Raw genomic sequence first — 19,752 nt, 5'->3', positions numbered from 1 at the left:
CCCGGAGGAATCATGCGTCTCTCCCGCCGTACGCTGCTGAGCGCCACCCCCGTCGCACTCGGCGCCGCCGCCCTCGGTGCGGGACCGGCGGCCGCCGCCGCACCCCGGCAAGGTACCGGCGCCGCCGCGCGGGCGCTGGCCCGGCTGCTGCCCCGCCACCACCGTCAGGTCACCTTCCGTACCGTCCCTCGCAAGGACGGCGCGGACGTCTTCCGGGTGACCGGCCGCACCGGCCGCATCCTGGTCGAGGGCAGCACCCCGGCCGTCCAGCTCACCGGCTTCCACACCTACCTGCGCACCGTCGCCCACGCCCACCTCTCCTGGAACGGCGAACAGACCCGCCTCCCCGACCGGCTCCCCGCCGTACCCGCCCCGCTCACCAGGGCCGCCAACGTCGCCCACCGGTTCGCCCTCAACGACACCAACGACGGCTACACCGGCCCGTACCACGGCTGGGACTACTGGGAACGCGAGCTCGACCTGCTCGCCCTGCACGGCTACAACGAGGTGCTCGTGTACCTCGGTGCGGACTCCGTCTACCAGCAGACGTTCCGCCAACACGGCTATACGGAGGCCGAGTTGGCGGGCTGGATCCCCGGCCCCGCCCACCAGCCCTGGTGGCTCCTGCAGAACATGTCCGGCTTCGGCGGCCCGGTTTCCGCCCGACTGCTCGCCGCCCGCGCCCGCCTCGGCCGCCGTGTCGCGGACCGGCTGCGCGAGCTGGGCATGACCCCGGTGTTCCCCGGCTACTTCGGCACCGTCCCGCCCGGCTTCGCCGACCGCCACCCCGGCGCGCACCTCGTCGAGCAGGGTGACTGGGTCGGCTTCCGGCGCCCGGACTGGCTGGACCCGCGCGGCAAGGAGTTCACGGCCGTCGCCGCCACCTTCTACCGCGTCCAGGAAGAGCTGCTCGGCGCCGCTACCATGTACAAGATCGACCTGCTCCACGAGGGAGGAAAGCCGGGCGACGTCCCCGTCGGCGAAGCCGCGAAGGCCGTCGAGAAGGCCCTGCGCGCCGCCCACCCGCACGCCATCTGGAACATCCTCGGCTGGCAGACCAACCCCCGCCGCGAGATCGTCGACGCCGTCGACAAGGGCCGGATGCTGATCGTCGACGGCCTCTCCGACCGCTTCCCGGACGTCACCGACCGCGAGGCCACCTGGGCGTCCACCCCCTACGCCTTCGGCTCCATCTGGAACTTCGGCGGCCATACGACGATGGGCGCCAACACCCCCGACTGGGCCCGCCTCTACGAGCAGTGGCGCACCAAACCCGGCTCCACCCTGGCCGGCATCGCCCTGATGCCCGAGGCCGCCGACAACAACCCGGCCGCGTTCGCCCTCTTCTCCGACCTGCCCTGGACCGAGGGCCCGCTCTCCCTGGAGAAGTGGTTCCAGGAGTGGTCCGTCCAACGGTACGGAGCCGAGGACGCGCACGCGGCGAACGCCTGGGACATCCTGCGCCGCACCGCCTACGGCACCACCCGCGCCGACTCCTGGGCCGAGGGCCACGACGGTCTCTTCGGCGCCCGCCCCTCCCTCACGGCGAGCTCCGCCGCGTCCTGGTCGCCCGCGGAACTCCGCTACGACCCGGCCGAGTTCGCCAAGGCGCTCCCCGAACTCCTGCGCGTGGCAAGCCGGTTGAGGGACTCACCGGCGTACCGCTACGACCTCATGGACGTCACCCGTCAGACCCTCTCGCACCGCTCCCGCGAGCTGCTGCCCCGTATCAAAGCCGCCTACGACTCCCGGGACCGGGCACTGCTTGGCCGGCTCACCGCCGAATGGTTCGAGTGGATGCGGCTGCTGGAGAAGGCGGTGTCCACCGACGCCCGCCACCTCGTCGGCCGCTGGATCAACGACGCCCGCTCCTGGGGCGCCGACCGCGCCGAGAAGGACCGCCTGGCCCACGACGCCCTCTCGCTGCTCACCGTCTGGGGCCACCGCTCCGGCGCCGACGACGGCGGACTGCGCGACTACGCCAACCGGGAGTGGGCGGGTCTGATCGGCGGACTCTACACCCTGCGCTGGCGGACGTACTTCACGGAGCTGGACGCCGCCCTCGCCGAGGGCCGCGCCCCGAACCCGGTCGACTGGTACGCCCTGGAGGAGCGCTGGGTGCGCACCCACCCCCCGTACCGCACGACTCCCACGGGCGACATCGTCGCGATCGCGCGCGAGGTCCAGCGGGCTCTGTGAGCCGCACACGGCACGAGGGCCCGTCCCCGTACGAGAAGTACGGGGACGGGCCCTCGCGTGGAGCGCTCGCGGAAGCGGTCAGAAGCGACGCGTGATCAGCGCGCGCTTCACTTCCTGGATCGCCTTGGTGACCTCGATGCCACGCGGGCAGGCGTCCGTGCAGTTGAACGTGGTGCGGCAGCGCCACACACCGTCCTTGTCGTTGAGGATTTCGAGACGCTGCTCGCCACCCTCGTCACGGCTGTCGAAGATGAAGCGGTGCGCGTTGACGATCGCCGCCGGGCCGAAGTACTGGCCGTCGTTCCAGAACACCGGGCACGAGGAGGTGCACGCGGCGCACAGGATGCACTTGGTGGTGTCGTCGAAGCGCTCGCGGTCCTCGGCGGACTGCAGGCGCTCGCGGGTCGGCTCGTTGCCCTTGGTGATCAGGAAGGGCATCACGTCGCGGTAGGCCTGGAAGAACGGGTCCATGTCCACGATCAGGTCCTTGAGGACCGTCAGGCCCTTGATGGCCTCGACCGTGATCGGCTTCTGCGGGTTGATGTCCTTGATCAGCGTCTTGCAGGCGAGCCTGTTCTTGCCGTTGATCCGCATCGCGTCGGAGCCGCAGATGCCGTGGGCGCAGGAGCGGCGGAAGGTGAGCGTGCCGTCCTGGTCCCACTTGATCTTGTGCAGGGCGTCGAGCACGCGCTCCTTCGGGTCCATGTCGACCTCGAAGTCCTGCCACTCGGCGTCCTCGGAGACCTCCGGGTTGAACCGTCGGATCCGAAAGGTGACCTTGATGTACGGAGTGTCGGCGAAGCCGGGCTCGGGCGCGCCCTTGCCGTCCTTCTCCACCTTGTCCATGGTCGGGGTAGCCATCAGTACTTACGCTCCATCGGCTGGTAGCGGGTCTGGACGACCGGCTTGTAGTCGAGCCGGATCGACTCGGTGCCGTCGGCCGCGACCTCGCGGTACGCCATGGTGTGGCGCATGAAGTTGACGTCGTCGCGGGTCGGGAAGTCCTCGCGGTAGTGACCGCCGCGGGACTCCTTGCGCGCCAGGGCCGAGACGGCCATGACCTCGGCCAGGTCGAGCAGGTTGCCCAGCTCGATGGCCTCCAGGAGGTCCGTGTTGAAGCGCTTGCCCTTGTCCTCGATGGACACGTTTAGGTAGCGCTCGCGCAGCTCGGCGATCTTCTCGACGGCCGTCTTGATCGTCTGCTCGGTGCGGAACACCATCACGTTGGCGTCCATGCACTCCTGCAGCTCCAGGCGGAGCGCGGCGACGCGCTCGGTGCCGGTGGAGTTGCGCAGCCGCTCGACCTGGTCGACGACGAGCTGGGCCGGGTTCTCCGGCAGCTCGATGAACTCGCTCTTGTGGCTGTACTCGGCGGCAGCGATGCCCGCACGACGCCCGAAGACGTTGATGTCGAGCAGCGAGTTGGTGCCGAGGCGGTTGGCGCCGTGCACCGAGACGCAGGCGACCTCGCCGGCGGCGTACAGGCCCGGGACGACGGTGGTGTTGTCGCGGAGGACCTCACCCTGGACGTTCGTCGGGATGCCGCCCATGGCGTAGTGCGCGGTCGGCTGGATCGGGATCGGGTCCGTGTACGGCTCGATGCCCAGGTACGTACGCGCGAACTCGGTGATGTCCGGGAGCTTGGCGTCGAGCTGCTCCGGCGGGAGGTGCGTGAGGTCGAGGTAGACGTGGTCGCCCTCGGGACCACAGCCGCGGCCCTCACGGATCTCGGTGTAGATGGAGCGGGACACGACGTCACGGGACGCGAGGTCCTTCATGACCGGCGCGTACTTCTCCATGAAGCGCTCGCCGTCCTTGTTGCGGAGGATGCCGCCCTCACCGCGGGCGCCCTCCGTCAGCAGGATGCCCATGCGCCAGATGCCCGTCGGGTGGAACTGGAAGAACTCCATGTCCTCCAGCGGCAGACCGCGGCGGTAGCACGCGGCCTGGCCGTCACCGGTCAGGGTGTGCGCGTTGGACGTCACCTTGAAGAACTTGCCGGTGCCGCCCGAGGCGTAGATGACCGACTTGGACTGGAAGATGTGGATCTCGCCGGTGGCCAGCTCGTACGCGATGACACCCGCGGACTTCTTTACGCCGTCCTCCTCCACGATGAGCTGATCGAGGACGTAGAACTCGTTGAAGAACTCCACACCCTCCTTGATGCAGTTCTGGTAGAGGGTCTGGAGGATCATGTGGCCGGTGCGGTCGCCCGAGTAGCAGGACCGGCGGACGGGGGCCTCGCCGTGGTTACGGGAGTGACCGCCGAAACGGCGCTGGTCGATGGTGCCGTCCGGCGTACGGCCGAACGGCAGGCCCATCTTCTCCAGGTCGAGGACCGCGTCGATGGCCTCCTTCGCCAGGATCTCGGCGGCGTCCTGGTCGACCAGGTAGTCGCCGCCCTTGATGGTGTCGAAGGTGTGCCACTCCCAGTTGTCCTCCTCCACGTTCGCCAGCGCTGCGGCCATGCCGCCCTGCGCGGCGCCCGTGTGGGACCTGGTGGGGTACAGCTTCGTCAGCACGGCGGTGCGGCTGCGCTTGGTCGACTCGATGGCCGCGCGCATGCCCGCGCCACCGGCGCCGACGATGACGGTGTCGTACTTGTGAATCTTCATGAGTGGTTGCCTCAGCCCCGGGCCTAGCGGATGTTCGGGTCGAAGGTGAAGATCACCAGCGTGCCCAGAAGGACGGTGAACACCGTGGCGGTGTACAGCAGGTTCTTCAGCCAGAAGCGCGTCTTGGGCTTCTCCGCGTAGTCGTTGATGACGGTACGCAGGCCGTTGGCGCCGTGCAGCATGGCCAGCCACAGCATGATCAGGTCCCAGGCCTGCCAGAACGGCGAGGCCCAGCGGCCGGCCACGAAGGCGAAGCCGATCTTGCTCACGCCGCCGTCCAGCACCAGCTGGATGAGGAGGTGGCCGAGGACCAGCACGACGAGCACGACGCCGGACAGGCGCATGAACAGCCAGCCGTACAGCTCGAAGTTGGTGCGGGTCGAGCGGGGCGTCTTCGAGGTGCGCTGGCGCGGGGGCTCGATGACGGGCGCCGGGTTGTCGGCGTCGTACAGGCTGACGCCCTCGACGGGGCCGACGCCTGCGGGGGAAGTCTCAGTGGACATTTCTTGACTCAGCTCCCGAAGACTTCGCGTACGGCGTGACCGAGCACGGGGTACAGGGCGCCGACCATCAGCACGATCCAGACGCCCAGCACGGTCCAGAGCATCTGCTTCTGGTAGCGGGGGCCCTTGGACCAGAAGTCCACGGCGATGACCCGAAGGCCGTTCAGCGCGTGGAACAGGATGGCGGCGACAAGCCCGTACTCAAGCAGCGCTACGAGCGGGGTCTTGTAGGTGGCCACGACATCGTCGTACGCCTCGGGAGAGACGCGGACGAGAGCGGTGTCGAGGACGTGTACGAACAGGAAGAAGAAGATGAGGACGCCGGTGACTCGATGAGCCACCCAGGACCACATACCTTCCCGGCCGCGATACAGCGTTCCAGCCGGCACGGAAATACCCTCCGGGAGCGGGGATTGGGGTCGGCCGGCTTGGTTATGTCGGTCTGACCCGGCCGGGTACGGTCCACCGGCCCCGGTCATCGTAGCGACGACTTGTCGGTTCCCTCGCCCGGGGGCCTCCGGTGTGATCAAACAGGCAATCAAACAGCCTCGGACGGGCTACTGTGCCGCCCCCGCCCGGCCCGCCGCTCCGGCGACCTCCCCGCTACCGGGATTCCGCTTCCGCGCCCACCACGCGCGCCAGCCGGCCACGGGCCAGCCTGCGCAGCTCATCGGCGGCCACCGCACGTTCCTCGTCCTGCTCGTTGCCCAGCCGGAAGCGGATTCCGGTCAGGATCTGGTCCAGCCGCTCGCCCGGTGCGTGGGAGTCCAGGCAGATCACGAAGGCGTGCCCGAACCGGCTCTCGTACGCGGCGTGCGCGGCGCGCAGTGCGGTGAGCGCGGCGTGCGGGGTGTCCGCGCCGGTCCCGGGCGAGTCCTCGCAGGCCAGTGCGTCCGCGATCTCCATTACCGAGAGGTCGTACGAGGCCTCGTCGGCGGCGGCGAACAGGGCGGCCGGATCGGGGTAGGGGCGGTGTGCGGCGAGACGCTCGGCCCAGCGGTGACTGCGGCAGCAGGTGAGCAGGGTCGCCTCGGCGAGGTGCGCCGGGGCCGCGTTGAACAGCTCCAGGGCGGACGGGGTGCCGGGGCCCTCGGGCCGGGGTGCTCCGGGCCGGGGCGCTCCGGGCCTGAGCGACGGACCGTCACTGTCGCTCGTTGTCAGGGAGGCGGAGGGGTGCAGCGGGCTTCCTTTGTTCGGGTGGGGGGAGTACGGGGGGAAGTACACGGGACGGGACGGCAGGGCCGCAAACGTTATCGAGAGGGTGGGGAAAGTGTCCGACGGGTGCACGAATTTCATCCGAACGGGAGGGTTTGCGGGCGCGGGATAGACGGATGATCGCTCAAGGTCTCGTACTTTCGGGCGAGTTCATGGTTGTTTGCGTCGAAGGCGTAGATTGGGCACGGATGAGTGATTTCCGAGGGACGCAGGGGACGCGCGGGTCGCACGGGTCGCACAGGGCCGGGAAGCGGCGGGCCTGGCGGGCGGGGGCGCCGCGCGGGGCGCTGGTGGCCGGTGCCGTCGTGGCGATCGCCACCGCGACCACGGTCACGGTGGCCGCCTGGCCGGACCCGGCGGGGCAGTCGGGTGCGCCTGCCGCCACCTCGCCGGCGTCCTCGTCCTCCGCCGCCGCCTCGGCGCGGGCCGGCGGAGCCCCGGACGACGCCAAGCCGCCCGCCCCCGCCGTGTCCCCGACCCGCCCGGTGACCGGGGCGCCGCGCACCATCCCCTTCGTCCGGGAGGTGCGCACGACCGGCCGTGGCACCGGCTGGCGTCCGTCCGCCACCACCCGGGTCGTCGTCGCCGCCGGCAGCGAGGCGGCGCTCGCCGACGAGGGCCGGCTGCTCGCGAGTGAGCTGAAGAGGGGGTACGCCCAGGGCGTGGCGGCCAGGCCCGGCGATGTGGAGCTCGCGATGGGCGGGGCGGCCGACGCGTCCGCCCCCGAGTCGTACACCGTGACCACCCGTGGCGGCCGGGTCCGGATCACCGGCGGCGACCAGGCCGGGGTCTTCTACGGCACCCGCACCCTCAAGCAGGCGGTCCGTTCCGGCGGCGGCCTCGCGGACGGGGTCCTGAGGGACGCCCCCGCGAAGCCCCGCCGGGGCTTCGCGCTGGACACCGCCCGCAAGCACTTCGACGCCGCCTGGATCGAGGACCGCATCCGCGAGATGGGCGACCTCAAGCTGAACGAGTTCGGCCTGCACTTCTCCGACGACCAGGGATTCCGGATCGCCTCCGCCTCCCATCCCGAGATCGTCTCCAAGGACCACCTGACCAAGGCCGAGATCCGCCGCATCCTGGCCCTCGCTGCCTCCCGGCACATCCGGGTGATCCCCGAGATCGACTCCCCGGGTCACCTGGGCGCGGTCATCGCCGCCCACCCCGGTCTCCAGCTGCGCAGCGTCTCCGGCAAGCCCTCGCGCGGCGCCGTCGACATCGCCGACCCAAAGGCGGCCCGGATCGTGGACGAGCTGCTCGGCGAGTACGCGGAGCTGTTCCCCGGCGCGTACTGGCACCTGGGCGGTGACGAGTACCGCGCGCTGACGGTCAGCGACCCGGAGGCGACGTACCCGAAGCTGGCGGCCGAGGCCAAGCGGAAGTACGGCCCCCGGGCCCGCGTCCAGGACCTGGCCACGGGCTGGCTGAACGACCGCGCCAAGGCCGTCGGGCGGCACGGCAAGACCGACATCCGGGCCTGGAACGACGGCTACTTCGAGGGCGGCGTCGTCGACGCGCCCAAGTCCCGCGAGGTCGCGTACTGGACCGGCAAGGAGATCGGCGCCCGCAAGCCGCAGGAGTACCTGCGGGAGGGCCGCAAGGTGCTCAACGTGAACGACGAGTACCTGTACTACGTCCTCGGCGAGCCCAACACCTTCCAGTACCCGACCGGCCGCCGGATCTACGACGAGTGGACGCCGAGGGTGCTGCGGCACAGCGAGAGCGTCCCGGCGCGGTACGACGCGCAGATCACCGGCGGGCAGTTCGCGGTCTGGTGCGACTACAGCAACGCGCAGACCCAGCAGCAGGTGGCCCGGGGGGTGCGGCTGCCGCTGCGGGCGGTGGCGCAGAAGCTGTGGGACGAACGGCGGCCGGGGCTGAGCTGGGACGGGTTCAAGGGGCTGGCGGGGGAGCTGGAGTAGGGGTGTGCCCGGGGCGGGCGGCCCGCCCCGGGGCGGCCCCTGCGGCTCTTCCAGCCACAATCGGCATGTGATTCAGGCCGCAGTCGGCCCCTCATGGTCATGACCATCCGTCATGTGGGCACAATGTGCCAGGACTGTGGTGGATAGGTGCGCAACTGGCCGTTCCGGCTCAGTCCGGGTGAGGCTTGAGCCTCTTGAGGTCAGCGCGTGGGGGGAGTGGAGCAAATGGGTTTCTGGGGTTACTTCGTCGTAGGGAAGAGCACCGGGCCGCTCTCGGAACTGGAAGCATTGGCCGAGGTCAGAGAGGACCTGGCGCTCTACGACGAGCGCGCGGGCGGCTGGCAGGTGTGGGAAAGGCCGAGCGAGCCGGAGGTCGGCGACATGGGCGCGCTGGCGCGCGGCGTGTCCCGGGACACGGGGGCGCCGGCGCTGTTCGCCTTCGTCATGGGCAGCGACTGCGTGGTCGTGGAGGCCGCGGATCCGGACGGCGGTTCATGGTTCGCCTGTCTGGGCCGTGAGGCGATGGCCGGATACCTCCAGGCGGACGGCCTCCTCCTGGAGGACCTGTTCCTGTCGGCCGAGGACGCCGCGGCCAAGGCCGTCTCCTGGGCGGCGGACACCGGCCGGGACGTGGAACTCGGCCCGCTCGTCGAGGTGTTCAAGTCCGAGGCGGACCCGGTGGCCGAGGAACTCTTCGGGCAGTTCCTGGACGCGCTGGGGCTTCAGCGGCAGTGAGAGGCCGGCAGCCGCCGGGGGCCTTTCAGGGGGCAGACCGGCGGCTGCTGTGACGTAATCCGGCATCGGCACGCAGACGGATGCAGGGGCCCGCACCCAGCGGGCCGGACCGCCGCCGTGCGGTCGTCGTGCCGAGGAGAGCGTGTGAGCCTGCCATTCGCGGAACTGGCGAAACTGACGGAGCGGCTCGACCGTGCGGACGAGCGCGGTCTCGCGGTGAGCGCACTGGCCTGCCTGGACCGTTGCGTCCCGTTGCTCGAATACGTCGAGTACAACGGGGCGGACGGCTTCGTGGGGCTGGACGCGGACGCGGATGCCGGGGTCGCTCCGCCCGCCGTCGACACCCACGCCGCGCTGCGCCCCCTCTGGGAGGCGGCCGAGGGCGGCGAGGCGTGGCTGGGCCGGCTGCGCAGGGCCGCGGCCGACGTCGTACGGACGGCCGCCCCCACCGACTTCGGTCCCGCCGCGGCGCTGCGCCGGGCGGCGGACGTACCCCGGGTGTACGAGCCGGAGGCCCTGCGGCGCTGGGCCACCGAGTGCTCGGCCGCCTCCCTCGCCGTACACCGGCATCTGGACGGTGACCGTGACGCCGGCCCACTGGCCACCGGCGAACTGCGCCGCCAGGAGCGCCTGCTGGACCTTCTCGCGGGCGGCGGCGACGGCCTGCGGGCGGTCATGGCCCAGTCCGACGAGGGCAAGCGGGTCCTGCGAGCGGCGGCGGCGCGCAGGGCGCGACGGCGGTAGCGGAAGCGGCCGCGCCCGGTCCTGGCGGTGACCGAAGAAGCCCCCCCCGGCCCCGGCGGTAGCCGAAAGAGCCCCGCCCGGACCGGGCGGGGCCTCGTCACCTCGGCGGCTCCTGCCAGGAGCCCGGGCGTGCTACCGCTCGATCTCCTCGAAGACCCGGTCCCACCGGTCCAGCACCTTGGGGAGCGACCATGTCGCGACGTGGTCCCGGCCCGCCGCCCCGTACCTGGCGCGGAGCGCGTTGTCGTCCATCAGCTCGCCGAGTGCCTCCGCCAGCGCCGGTACGTCGGCGGGCGGCACCAGCGTGCCGGTGCGGCCGTGCGCGATCAGCTCGCGGACACCGCTGGACATGTCGAAGCTGACGCACGGCACACCGCAGGCGGCGGCCTCGGCGAGGACCATCCCCCAGCCCTCCCGCTCGCTGCTGAGCGCGAGGAGCGACAGCTCGCGGTACGCGGCGGCCATGTCCGTGGTGGTGCCCCGGAAGAACACCTGCCCGGCGACGCCGAGTTGGGCGGCGGTCTGCTTGAGCTCCGCCTCCAGCGGACCCTCGCCGAAGAGGTGCAGTTCCCAGCCGGGGCGGCTGCGCACGGCCGCGGCGAAGGACTCGATCAGCCGGTCGTACCGCTTGATCGGGTCGAACCGGCCCACCGCGCCGATCTTCCTGGTGTCCAGTGGCGCCACCGAGTCCGGGACGAACGGCAGCGGGTTCGGCATGACCCTGACGTTGGGCACCCGCTGGTTGCGGAACTCCACGGCGTCGCCCTGGCTGAGGACCAGGGTCTTCTCCAGCTTCGGGTAATGCCGCTTGATCAGACCGAGGTTGGGGCCGCGCCGGGCCTGGGCGAACGATTCGTGGTACTGCCCGATGCCCTTGAGACGGCCCCAGTCCAGGCTGACCGTCCAGTCCACCGCCCACGGCGAACCGAAGACGATGTACCCGTCGCGTACCGAGCCCAGCTTCGCGGTCAGCTCCCGCCGCGCCCGGTCCCGCTCGGCCCGTGCCCTGCGGCCCTCCGCGCGGCGGGCCGGCCCGAACCGCTCACCCACGGTGCGCGCCTTCGGCTTCGGCCTGTTCGGCTCGGTGTACAGGGTGGAGTGCTGGTAGGTGCGCGTGCCGCTGTTGTACGGGAACGGGTCGGGGCTGGGCCGGATGCCGATCAGCTCGACGCGGTGCCCCCGCTCGCCCATTCCCTGGGCGAGGGTGTGCAGCACCCGCTGCGAGCCGCCCATCGAGTCGACCTCGATGCCGATGAAGAACACATTGCGGACAGGGGTGGCCTCAGCCATGGGTGCCGCCTTCGAAGAATGCGTCGACCACCAGCTTGCTCGCGTGGCCGGTCTCGTACAGACAGAACAGTTGCCGGAAGTGCTCGTAACGCTCCGCGTGCCGGTCGGCGACGCCGTCGATGTCGGCCATGGCGGCGGCCAGTTCGCCGGTGGTCGTCAGCATCGGGCCCGGGGCGATCTCCGCCAGGTCGTAGTACGGGCGGCGCTCGCCCCGCCGGTAGTCCTCGTAGTCGTCGGTGTAGAGGAGGATCGGGCGGCCGGTGTTGGCGTAGTCGAACATCAGCGACGAGTAGTCGGTGAGGACCGCGTCGGAGGCGAGCATCACGTCGTTGATGTCGGCGAACGGGGAGCCGTCACGCAGGAAGCGCACCAGCTCGGGGGCGACCTCGAAGCGGTCGTAGGGGTGGGCCCGTACGACCACGACCCAGTCGTCGCCGACGCTCTCGGCCAGCTCGGCGAGGTCCACGCGGATCGACCTGCCGGTGCCGCGCGCGGCGTCGCGGTACGTCGGCGCGTACAGCAGGACCTTCTTGCCGTCCGGGATCTCCAGCGCCGCACGGGTGGCCTGCGCGCGGGTCTGCTGCGCCGGCTCGTCCCAGCGCACCAGGGCGTCGTTGCGCGGGTAGCCGGAGTGGATCAGGTCGGCCCTGACCTCGAAGGCGGGTACGAAGGTGCGTTCGAACTCGGCGCTGGGGCAGACCAGTGCGTCCCAGCGGCCGACCGCCGCGCGGAAGCGTTCCTGCGTGTCGGCGGGGGCGGTGCGGTGCGAGGGCATGTCGAAGCCCATGGCCTTCAGGGTCTGGCCGTGCCAGGTCTGGAGGTACTTGGTGCCCTTCGGCTTCCCGTACAGATAGGGCAGGTTGTGCGAGTCGACCCAGTAGCGGGCGCGGGCCAGCGCCCGGCCGTACGCCCAGCTGCCCCGTCGTACCAGGGTGACGTCGTCCGGAAACGACGAGGTGTCCCCGCTGTGCGACCACACCACGTCGATGGGCAGATCGCGGCGGCGCAACTCCTCGTAGATGTAACGGGGGTTGTCGGCGTAGCCACGGCCCTCGTGGGCCTCGAAGACGGCGAGCTGGCGCTTGCGCGGCAGCTTGGAGACGAGGTCGTAGACGGTGGCCTTGCCCTCGTTGCCGACCAGGACCTTCTTGACCCCGTTGACCTTCTTCTTCGCCTTGCGGACCCGCGGCCCCAACGGCTCCAGGGTGCGCAGCACTCCCGACCGCTCCCAGACCACTTCGAGGCGTCCGGCGCCACGCTGCTCGGGGCGGACGGTGACCCGGTGCGCCCCGAGCCTGCCGTAGCTGACACCTGTCCGGTGCTCCGGCAGGTCGTGCGGGGCCAGCAGCAGGTCGAAGCGGTGGACGCCGTCCTTCTCGACGGAGACCACGGGGTGGCGCCGGGTGGACACCCCGGCCCGGCCGACGGGGATCTTCCGCAGGTCGACGTCGACGGTGGCGACGTACTGGCCCTCACCCTCGGGGGCCATCGTGAACGGCACCGTGAGGGGCTTGCCGTAGGCGGTCAGGTCGAGGGAGGCGGTGACGCCCTCACCGATCAGTCCGGCCGGGTCGTACGTACGGATCTCCATCCGGAGCACGGTGCCCCGAGGTTGCAGCGACACCAGCTCGTGCCGGATGCGGGCGCTGCCGAATTCCTGGTCGCGCAGGCACCACTCGCTGATGTCCAGCTCGTCGCGGGCCTCGGCGCCGGCCGGAACCCCGGCACCCCAGTAGGTGTGCTCGCCGTCCTCGGTGGCGTACCGCGGAGCGACCCGCGGATGGCCCAACTGGCGTGCCGCGACCGCGAGTTCGGAGAGCCGGCCGGTGCGCAGGAGGTGGATGCAGACGCGCTCCTCGCGGGAGAGACGGGCGTACGTCCCGGGAGCGATCCGGCTCAGGTACGGGGTGACGGCCTCGGCGAACTCGGCGAGCCACCGTGCGTCGCGGAACGGGAGGTCACCGAGGTAGAGGCGGAAGTCGTGGCGCAGGAACTTGTAGTCCTTGGCGTCGCGGAGCTCCGCGTGTCCGTGCTCGTCGAGGTAGCTGTCGATGAGACGGGCCACGTGGATCCGGTCGCACACGTTCTGGATCTTGTGCCGGCTGGACGAGATGGACGCGCTCGCGGGGGCGAGCCGCCAGGTGTAGACGGGCCACGGGACGACGGCGAAGGACTCGGCGAGGGTGAAGGCCTGCGCGGAGAACAGCTGGTCCTCGTAGTGGATGCCTTCGGGGAAGGTGAGCGCGTGGTCACGGATGAAGGCGGTCCGGTACAGCTTGTTGGTGGAGAGGTGGTCGAAGAAGTACTCGGGCTGCTCGCCGATGCCCTGGACGAGACGCTGCTCGGTGAACAGGTTCGGGTACCAGGAGCCGACGGTGCCGCTCTCCTCGTAGTACCGGGTGACGGCGCCGGTGACGAAGTCGGCGCCGGTCTCCTCGGCGACGAGCAGCAGGCTCTTGCAGGAGTGCCGGGGCAACTCGTCGTCACTGTCGAGGAACATGACGTGCGGTGCGCGGGCCGCCTCGATGCCCCGGTTGCGCGGGGCGCTGCAACCACCGCTGTTCCGCTCCAGGCGCAGGTAGCGGACGCGGGGGTCGGTGGACTCCAGTTCGCGGGCGACCTGCTCGGTGCCATCGGTCGAACAGTCGTCCGCGATGATCAGTTCGAGGTTGCCGAGGGTCTGGTCGAGCACCGACCGGACTGCTCTGGGGAGCCGTTGCGCATCGTTGTAGACGATGAGGACAACGCTCACGTCAGGGGCATCACTAGTCGGCATACGAGTCCTATCAGCAGTGCGGACGCAGCGAGTGGGGGTAGGAGTGCCGGATTCCGGTACGAGGCTTCGCTCGCCGTCGCGGCACCCGAAGGGCCCTGGTGGGGGGAGGGGGCCCGTGGCGGGCCGGGCCGCTTGGCGACCGACAAGTTACCGCGCGAGTGGCGGTATTTCGAGAATTGTCGGGTTTTGACTGCCTTGTCCGGTGAGGCGACGGCGCAGACGGCTCAAGGCGACCCCGCACACGCCTTCGCATTGCCCACGGGGCCGGGGCCCGCCGGGCAGGGGCGTCGGGAGGCGTGCGGGCGGCGCGTGGGGCGGGGAGAGAATCACCCGCACGGTCGACCGGTGGACTGCCGGGCCCTTGCCCGGGTGGCCTCGTCCGGCGCCGTCCGTGCGCTCCGGAGGAAGGGAGCGAGGAGGACGGCCGGGGCCGCCACCCCCCACAGGAGTGACCCCGGCCGTCTTCCGTACGGGCTGTGCGACGAGCCCGTACTCACTTCAGCGCCGGGAGTGCGTTTTCTGTCACACCTCGCTCGGTCAGCAGGTCGTTGCACGTTGTACTGGTTATGGACTTATCGCCCTTCCACGCCGTAGCGTGCACATTCGCGCTGGGGTGGTGCGCAGGAGAGACCAGCATCGACTGGGGACAGGTTGAGGTAGTGCTGGGGGACGACGCGGAGCTGACCGCCGCGGTGCTCGCGGCACAGGACGGGAACGAGCAGGCCTTCCGGACTGTGTACCGCGCCGTGCATCCACGGCTGCTCGGCTACATACGCACACTGGTCGGCGAGCCGGAGGCCGAGGACGTGGCGTCCGAGGCCTGGTTGCAGATCGCCCGTGACCTGCACCGGTTCAGCGGCGACGCGGACCGGTTCAGGGGGTGGGCCGCGCGGATCGGCCGCAATCGCGCACTCGATCACATACGGATGAGGGGCCGTCGCCCGGCCGTCGGCGGCGACGACACCGAACTCAGCGACGAGCCGGCCGCGTCGGACACCGCGGGCGAGGCACTGGAATCCCTCGCCACCGGACACACCATGGCGCTGATCGCACAGCTTCCGCAGGACCAGGCCGAGGCCGTGGTGCTGCGCGTGGTGGTGGGCCTGGACGCGAAGAGTGCCGCGCAGACCCTGGGCAAGCGTCCGGGTGCGGTACGGACGGCCGCCCACCGGGGGCTGAAGCGGCTCGCGGAACTCCTGGGCAGCCAGGGCCCGTCCGGCGAGGGCCGCCCGCCACTGCCGGTGGCCGAGCTGGACGCCGTACCCGCGCAGCGTGACCGGCGTCCGGCGGCGGCGTCGGGGGTGGCGGCCGCCCGCGCGATCCTCCGGGCGCACGGACACGAGCAGGACCACGACCACAGCCATGAGCACGGGTACGACCATGGTTACGACCACGGGCGCGGGCACGGTTTCGCACCGCACGGGCTGGGCGGTCCGGGCGGCGCGAGCGGTGCGGGTGGCGTGAACGGTGTGACGCAATCGCGCGCGCGGACGCAGAAGGACATGTGATGGCCGACGAGCGCTACGAGTGGCTTGACGAGGACGCGGCGGAGCGGCTGCTGGGCGGCGCCGCGGGCGCCGGCCTCGGTTCCGGCGGCGTACCCGAGGCCGAGCGGCTCACTGCGGCACTCGACGCGTTGCGCGCGGACGCGGGCTCGTTCCCCGGTGCGGACACGTCGTCGGGCGCGGCCTCCGTGACCGGCTCCGGTACGGGTGAACTCCCGGGCGAGGCAGCCGCGTTGGCCGCGTACCGGAAGTCCGCGGCCAGTACCGTGCGGGTCCGCCGGCGCGCACCGTGGGGCCGTCCGCTGCGCCTCGGGCTGGTGACCGCGCTCGCGGCCGGTGCGCTCGGCGGGGTGGCCGTGGCGGCCGGGTCGGGCGTCCTGCCGGCGCCGTTCCTGTTCGGCGGCTCCGAGCCCGAGCCCGCCGTCTCCGTCTCGGCGGCCGCCAGTCCTGGCGGCCAGGAGATCGGCGAGGACGATCCTGACGCCCGGGCGGACGCCGATCCGGAACGCACCGAGCAGCCCGCCCCCACCTCCGGCGGCGGCACCCCGGACGCCCCGGACACCGACCCCTCAGTCGGTACGGGGACGACCGGAGACACCCGGGAGCCGGGCTCAGGGCCGGGCTCCGCGCACGGCTCGGGCGACAGCTCCGATACGTCCGCACCGGCGGGCACCACCGGGACGGACGGCACCTCCGGTACCGACGGCTCGGGCACCGACACCTCCCAAGCCGGAGGAAACAAGGGCAAAACGTCCCCCGAGGAGTGGCGTAGACGCACCGTCAAGGCCTGTCAGGACTACCGGGCCGACCGACTGCCGCACCACCTCAAGAAGTACCTGGAGACCCAGGCCAAGGGCGCCGACAACGTCACCCGCTTCTGCGACCGACTGCTGGACGGCCAGGGCGGCGCACCCGCCCCGGGGGCGTCCCAGGGCGGCGGCGGAGAGAGCGACGACGGGCAGGGCGGCGGGGCACCCGGAAACGGAAGCGCACCCGGCGGTGCGAACGGAGGCGACGGCGGGAGCGAGGACGGCTCCGGCGGCAAGAACGACGGCCGGTCCGGAAGCAACGTCCTGGCCCCACCGCGCTCCGCCACCGACACCCGCACCCCGGTCGGCCGCGCCCTGTGGACCGCACCGCCCGCCGCCTTCGCTCCGGCTGGGGAGCCGGCGTACGCGTAGCCCTGGTACGCGGGGGCCGAGTACGCGTGCCCCCGGTCCGTGACCTCGCGCGCACCATCCGTCACATCAGCTCCGCGCCGAGTGTGACCTGCGGAGCATTTGCCCCGTGCGGCGCACGAGGTGTGACGTTTTTCGGGGCGGTGGCGCTGAAGAGAGTGAGCCGACTGGTCATCGGCTGCGCATGAGCCGGGGTTCCCCCCGTACCTTCGGCTCTGCGCACCTGGCGCGGGCGGGATTCGTTCCCCCGGTCCCGCCCGCGCCTCCTCCTTCCCCCTCCCGTGGTTGACACCTCGCCACGGGGATGGCTGTAATGGGCGGCGTGCAGCGCGGCGTCGGCCACAGAGAAGTGGGCCGGCCGGCAGCCGAGCCAGCACCTTCTCCGCAAGGGGCCCGTGTGATGAGTCCAGACTCCGGACCCCTCCGCTGACGCCGTACCGGGCAGCCCCGTACCGCGTCCGCAGCACCTCTTCGCCACCCTCCTCATCTCCTCCGTGCCGCACGAGCGCGCCCTGCGCCTCGCCTGCCGCGGAGTTCACCCACACCTGTTCAGGAGTGCCGACACCGCATGTCGTCCACAGCACAGCAGCCCATCGCACCCGCCTCCACCACCACTCCCGCGGCCCCCCTCGGCTTCAACCAGTCCGTCATCGACGAGTTCCGCGCCAACAAGGGCAAGGTCGGCGGCCCCTTCGAGGGCGGTGACCTGCTCCTCCTCACCACCACCGGCGCCAGGTCCGGCAGGCGCAGCACGGTCCCGCTCGGTTACGCCCGCGACGAGGACGGCCAACTCCTCGTCACCGCATCCAACTCGGGCTCCGGCCGGCACCCCGACTGGTACCGCAACCTCCTCGCCCGCCCCGCCGTCGAGGTCGAGATCGGCACCGAACACCTCTCCCTCATCGCCGTCCCGGCCGAGGGCGAGCACCGGGACCGGCTCTTCGCCCGCATGGTCGCCGCCGCCCCCGGCTACGCCGACTACCAGCGGCAGACCACCCGTGTGCTGCCGGTGGTGGTCCTCCAGCACGTCGAGTACGGGCCGTACGCCCCGGACGGCGGCCCCCGCCCCGTCCTGAGCGTCGGCGACAAACTCATGGAGATCCACACCTGGCTGCGCGGCCAGCTCCAGCGGGTACGCGCCGACGCCGAGGCCCACTTCGCGGCAGCCACCGCCGGTACGGACCCCGGCGCCCCCACCCTCCCGGGCCTGGGTCTCCAGATCCGGCAGCACTGCCTGGCCTTCTGCGACACCCTCGACTTCCACCACAAGGCCGAGGACTCCGCCGTCCTCCCGCAGATCGTCCGCCACCACCCCCACCTCGCGGACCCGATCGCCCAACTCGGCGAGGAGCACCGCAAGATGGCCACCCTCAAGGCCTCCCTGATCGGCCACCTCAGCGAGTACCGCAGCGCCGACCCGCAGACCTTCCTCGCAGAACTCATCCGTATGTCCGAGGAGTTGACCGCTCACCTGGACTACGAGGAGTCGGTCATCTTCCCCGTACTGAACGACATCCCCCTGCCGTCGGGACCGCCCCCGGCCGGCGAGTAGCGGCGAGTGCGTCACCGAACTGCCTCAGGATCAGGGGCAGTTCGGGCGACACCTCGCTACCCGCCCAGGCGACATACCCGTCCGGCCGTACGAGGAAGATCCCGTCGCCGTACGCCTCGCAGGCGGGGATCTGTGCGGTGCGCAGCCACGCACTCCCGTAGGCCTCCGGGGTGATACCGGTGGCGCCGCCCACCGCGAGCAGCGTGAAGTGCGGCCCCCGGTACGCGTCGAAGAGGCGGCTGCCGTCCGGCAGTACCCCGTCCGGCGCCCGGTCGCCCGCCACCAGCACCCCGGCGGCACCGGAGGAGAGCGGCCCGCCCCGGTAGCCGAGGCCCAGCTGCTGGGTGGCCGCGCCGCGTCGCTGTTCACCCCGGTGGACCCGGGTGCTCAGGCCGAGCATCTCGGCGGCCAGGGGCCTGCGTTCGGCCTCGTAGGTGTCGAGGAGGGCGGGGTCGGCGCCGTGCCGCAGCACCTGGCCGAGCTTCCAGCCCAGGTTGTAGGCGTCCTGGACCGAGGTGTTCAGACCCTGGCCGCCGGCCGGGGAATGGATGTGGGCGGCGTCCCCGGCGAGGAAGACGCGGCCGGAGCGGAAGGAGTCGGCGAGGGCGGTGCGCGGCCGGAAGTCGGAGGCCCACCGGACCTCGGTGACGTCGTCGGCGGCCAAGTGGCTCCGGGTGGCGATGAGTTGACGTACACCTTCGGGCGAGGTGTCCGGGGTGGCCGACTCGTCGGCGTACTGGGCCATCAGCTGGAAGTCTTCCGTGCCCGGCAGCGGGCACAGGGCGAGCAGTCCGCCGGGGGTCTGCGGGAACAGGTGCCAGTTGTCGCGGTCCAGGGCCCGGGGGCGGATGCGGACGTCGGCGACGAGCGCGGGTGCCGGGTCGACGGTCTCGCCCTTCATGCGGATGCCTAGCGCGGTCCGTACGGTGCTGCGGCCCCCGTCGGCGGCGACGGCGTACGCGCCGCGCACGGTCCTGCCGTCCCCGAGCCGGACGCTCACTCCGCCCGCGTCCTGCGTCAACTCCCTTACGTCCGCTTCGAATTCGACCTCACCGCCGAGCTTGTGCAGCCGCGCGTGCAGGATCTCCTGGGTCCGCCACTGCGCCAGCATCCACGGCCGCCCGGCGTACGGCTCGGCCTCGGTCGGCTGCGTCGGCTCGAACATGTCGTACGGGCCGAGCCGTTCCCCGCTCGCCCGCCAGGCCATCGAGACCGGTGCCGGGCCGCCGCTCGCGAGTACCTCGCCGATCACCCCGAGGTCGTCGAGGACCTCCATGGTGCGGGGCTGGATCCCCTTGCCGCGCGAGCCGGGGAAGAGCCGGTCCGCCCGTTCCAGAACGAGAACGGACACGCCCCGGCGGGCGAGGTCGCAGGCGAGGGCGAGCCCGGTGGGCCCGGCGCCGACCACGATGACCTGGGCGTCGACCTGGGTGTCCGTGCGCGGGGAGTCCGGCGCGGCGCCCTTAACGCTGTTAAGTTCCATGCGTCGGAGTGTCCGCTTAACGCTGTTAAGTTGTC

14 protein-coding genes and 1 pseudogene are annotated in these 19,752 nt (G+C 71.4%); 7 read left to right on the top strand and 8 right to left on the bottom strand.

Going from position 1 to position 19,752, the window contains the following annotated elements; translation table 11 throughout:
- Positions 1 to 12: 12 nt before the first annotated feature.
- A pseudogene (locus ACIA73_RS07510) lies at positions 13 to 2,196 on the top strand (alpha-N-acetylglucosaminidase); the annotation flags it as partial.
- A gap of 81 nt (positions 2,197 to 2,277) precedes the next feature.
- Here the strand turns inward: ACIA73_RS07510 and ACIA73_RS07505 are convergent.
- From ACIA73_RS07505 to ACIA73_RS07485, 5 genes are all read right to left on the bottom strand, one after another.
- On the bottom strand, positions 2,278 to 3,060 hold the full coding sequence (locus ACIA73_RS07505) for a succinate dehydrogenase iron-sulfur subunit (RefSeq protein ID WP_399437337.1): 783 nt from the start codon (positions 3,058 to 3,060) through the stop codon (positions 2,278 to 2,280).
- Positions 3,060 to 4,814, bottom strand: a complete 1,755-nt coding sequence (sdhA, locus tag ACIA73_RS07500; RefSeq protein WP_399437336.1) for a succinate dehydrogenase flavoprotein subunit — start codon at positions 4,812 to 4,814, stop codon at positions 3,060 to 3,062. The genes ACIA73_RS07505 and sdhA overlap by 1 nt, the downstream gene beginning before the upstream one ends.
- A gap of 23 nt (positions 4,815 to 4,837) precedes the next feature.
- A complete protein-coding gene (locus tag ACIA73_RS07495; RefSeq protein ID WP_399437335.1) occupies positions 4,838 to 5,317 on the bottom strand; it encodes a succinate dehydrogenase hydrophobic membrane anchor subunit in 480 nt (159 codons plus the stop codon).
- Between the two features lie 8 nt (positions 5,318 to 5,325).
- Entirely contained in the window at positions 5,326 to 5,706 is a 381-nt protein-coding gene (gene sdhC, locus ACIA73_RS07490; RefSeq protein ID WP_399437334.1) for a succinate dehydrogenase, cytochrome b556 subunit, read from the bottom strand.
- A gap of 214 nt (positions 5,707 to 5,920) precedes the next feature.
- The gene (locus ACIA73_RS07485) at positions 5,921 to 6,541 is read right to left on the bottom strand and encodes a 2-oxo-4-hydroxy-4-carboxy-5-ureidoimidazoline decarboxylase (protein WP_399437333.1); all 621 of its coding nucleotides are present in this window, start codon (positions 6,539 to 6,541) and stop codon (positions 5,921 to 5,923) included.
- 179 nt (positions 6,542 to 6,720) lie between these two features.
- On the opposite strand from ACIA73_RS07485, the gene ACIA73_RS07480 reads away from it, so the two are divergent.
- The 3 genes from ACIA73_RS07480 (at position 6,721) to ACIA73_RS07470 (ending at position 9,933) form a co-directional block, all read left to right on the top strand.
- Positions 6,721 to 8,454 (top strand): glycoside hydrolase family 20 protein, encoded by a 1,734-nt coding sequence (locus ACIA73_RS07480; RefSeq protein ID WP_399437332.1) that lies wholly within the window; start codon positions 6,721 to 6,723, stop codon positions 8,452 to 8,454.
- 225 nt (positions 8,455 to 8,679) lie between these two features.
- Complete coding sequence (locus tag ACIA73_RS07475; RefSeq protein ID WP_399437331.1) at positions 8,680 to 9,189, top strand: hypothetical protein; 510 nt, start codon at positions 8,680 to 8,682, stop codon at positions 9,187 to 9,189.
- A gap of 144 nt (positions 9,190 to 9,333) precedes the next feature.
- Positions 9,334 to 9,933 (top strand): hypothetical protein, encoded by a 600-nt coding sequence (locus ACIA73_RS07470; protein ID WP_399437330.1) that lies wholly within the window; start codon positions 9,334 to 9,336, stop codon positions 9,931 to 9,933.
- A 132-nt stretch (positions 9,934 to 10,065) separates the two neighbouring features.
- Here ACIA73_RS07470 and ACIA73_RS07465 read toward each other — a convergent pair whose 3' ends face one another.
- The gene (locus tag ACIA73_RS07465; protein WP_399437329.1) at positions 10,066 to 11,223 is read right to left on the bottom strand and encodes a glycosyltransferase; all 1,158 of its coding nucleotides are present in this window, start codon (positions 11,221 to 11,223) and stop codon (positions 10,066 to 10,068) included.
- Positions 11,216 to 13,975: a CDP-glycerol glycerophosphotransferase family protein gene (locus ACIA73_RS07460; protein ID WP_399437328.1), complete on the bottom strand. Its 2,760-nt coding sequence runs from the start codon at positions 13,973 to 13,975 to the stop codon at positions 11,216 to 11,218. The genes ACIA73_RS07465 and ACIA73_RS07460 overlap by 8 nt, the downstream gene beginning before the upstream one ends.
- 683 nt (positions 13,976 to 14,658) lie before the next feature.
- On the opposite strand from ACIA73_RS07460, the gene ACIA73_RS07455 reads away from it, so the two are divergent.
- The 3 genes from ACIA73_RS07455 to ACIA73_RS07445 all read left to right on the top strand — a co-directional run bounded on the left by ACIA73_RS07455 (position 14,659) and on the right by ACIA73_RS07445 (position 18,234).
- Positions 14,659 to 15,507: a sigma-70 family RNA polymerase sigma factor gene (locus tag ACIA73_RS07455; RefSeq protein ID WP_399437327.1), complete on the top strand. Its 849-nt coding sequence runs from the start codon at positions 14,659 to 14,661 to the stop codon at positions 15,505 to 15,507.
- Positions 15,507 to 16,685 (top strand): hypothetical protein, encoded by a 1,179-nt coding sequence (locus tag ACIA73_RS07450; protein WP_399437326.1) that lies wholly within the window; start codon positions 15,507 to 15,509, stop codon positions 16,683 to 16,685. The genes ACIA73_RS07455 and ACIA73_RS07450 overlap by 1 nt, the downstream gene beginning before the upstream one ends.
- Positions 16,686 to 17,250: 565 nt before the next feature.
- Positions 17,251 to 18,234 carry a nitroreductase/quinone reductase family protein gene (locus tag ACIA73_RS07445; RefSeq protein WP_399437325.1) on the top strand — a complete coding sequence of 328 codons (984 nt, stop codon included), beginning with the start codon at positions 17,251 to 17,253 and terminating at the stop codon, positions 18,232 to 18,234.
- Here the strand turns inward: ACIA73_RS07445 and ACIA73_RS07440 are convergent.
- Complete coding sequence (locus ACIA73_RS07440; protein WP_399437324.1) at positions 18,173 to 19,717, bottom strand: FAD-dependent oxidoreductase; 1,545 nt, start codon at positions 19,715 to 19,717, stop codon at positions 18,173 to 18,175. The two genes, ACIA73_RS07445 and ACIA73_RS07440, sit on opposite strands and share 62 nt — an antisense overlap.
- Positions 19,718 to 19,752 lie beyond the last annotated feature (35 nt).

This window comes from Streptomyces sp. NPDC051561 (assembly GCF_044454195.1).
GTDB lineage: Bacteria > Actinomycetota > Actinomycetes > Streptomycetales > Streptomycetaceae > Streptomyces.
This window is presented reverse-complemented; position numbering and strand designations above follow the sequence as displayed.